This is a genomic window from Mesorhizobium sp. WSM4845 (genome assembly GCF_055811455.1).
The window spans coordinates 1-1,846 of the sequence record NZ_JBVVQA010000075.1 but is presented as its reverse complement, the minus strand read 5'-3'; the positions used below and the strand labels follow the sequence as shown (position 1 = coordinate 1,846).

At 59.7% G+C, this 1,846-nt stretch carries 1 protein-coding gene; it reads left to right on the top strand.

Features of this window, described 5'->3' with window-relative positions; all coding sequences use genetic code 11:
* Positions 1-1,352 precede the first annotated feature (1,352 nt).
* The coding region (locus tag AC0L2C_RS34050) for a chemotaxis protein CheB (RefSeq protein WP_473525514.1) at positions 1,353-1,846 on the top strand (494 nt) is incomplete at its 3' end.

The window sequence follows — 1,846 nt, the reverse complement described above, 5'->3', positions numbered from 1 at the left end:
CTACATGACCCTTGAGACCATCAGCCAGATGAGCGATGATCCGCTCATCAGCCTGCCGGCAGTGGCGCGCTGATCAGTCCGGCCCTTGCCGGAGAGCACGGCGACCAATGCCGTTACCTACACCACGCCATGGGGCACGATCGAACTCAGCCGTGATCGCTCCCGGTTGCGGACGCTCTTTTATTCTTCCGACCTGGAACTCGGGGAGACGGTCGAGGAGGCTTGGCTGAATAGACCGAGGGCAGGTTCTGGCGGTTGGCAGGGGCGCAGGTGCCTTGGCGATCACCGAAAGCTGAAGGAGCGGTGCGTCCCGCCCCTCCGAATGGCGCTACTGGGCCGCATGTTCGACTGGCCAAAAGGTCGAGGCTCAATCTGGAAAACGACGTGAAGTGCTCGCGTCTCGGATTGTGGCAAATTGCATGGCAGAAGGGCGGACGAGTAGAGCTTCTTTGCGAGACGACCGTTAGGACGGGCTTGTCAGCAGGCGGTTTGTCTTTCGTTTGGGTTGGGCAGCACTTTGACCTTGTGATGAACCCCTCTCCGATCAGCCCGCGTCCTTCCCATTCCCTCGGGGCGCGGGCTTCTTGTTTTTGTTGGGTGGCCCGTGGAGCGGCGCGGCTAAATGCGCGGCTTTTTTGTTTCCGTGTGGAACTTAGGCGCGGACTGAAAGTTTCATTCGTGCAGCTGCGACATGGATGACTCCCGATGAGCCCGCGTCCTTTTTTCCCGAAGGGCGCGGACTTTCTTTCGTGCACAGACACCGGGCGGGTCACGTTTCGCGACATGCAGCGAAATGGCCGCTTGCGCGCCGCCTCCATCGCTCGCATTCCTCCGGAAAGTGCTGAGCAAAACGCACGATGGCAACTTGATGGCAAGTGTATCCCCTCACGAAGTTGCCGGCCGGTTGCGCCGCTGCTGGACGAGGTTATTGGGCGTCACTTCCGGTGACTATCGCGTGCGCTTCGCCCAGCCACAGCTTCCAACCTGTAGTGAATGGATGGAACTCAATCTTGCTGTCCAGGATGACGAAGCTGTCAGCGCCGTCGGTGGCGTCGAATCTTGACGAAGTGGCAGACCAGGTCAGCAGGGCAAAAGGACAACGAACTTATTTTGAGACGTGGTTGAACTCACCTTCGGGCAATTGGTCGCGCAGGTAATGGATGACAGTCGGACGGCATCATGGCCAACCAGATTCGAATTGGCAGTCAAGAGGACCATCCTCAGCTAGTTGCGCCTGGGATCCTCCTCGAGATCGCCTGCGGCGCGGGGGCTCAGATGGTCTTCGAAAACCTGCTCTACGGATCGGGCACGCTCCGTTTGTCTCTCCGCTGCCAAACTGAAGGTGTTGCGGCTTGTTCCTTTACGTCGACAACGGAACGCAGTCACTCTCGGATTCGTTGCAATGTATGAGCAATGTTGGACACAGGTCGGGTCAAGCTTCGCACGATCACGGCCGCATATTGGAATTGCCTGAGAAAATCGAAGGGATCAGCTCTCGAAATCGCTGCATCATCGTTGTCGGAGCCTCGGCCGGCGGCGTCGAGGCACTGAAGCGGCTCGCGACCTGTCTACCGCCCGATCTTGCCGCTGCTGTCTTCGCGGTGCTCCACGTGGGCCAGACGAGCTATCTCCCGGAGATCCTTGATCGGGCTGGCCCTCTCAGGGCGATCAAGGCGAAGAGCGGGGAGCAGTTCGAGCGGGGGCGCATCTATGTGGCTTCACCCGGTTTCCATCTGCTGCTGCACCACGATCACATGCTGCTCCGGCGAGGCCCTCGCGAAAATCTCGCCCGGCCGGCGATCGATCCTCTCTTTCGGTCGGCCGCATGCAGCTATGGAGCTCGGGT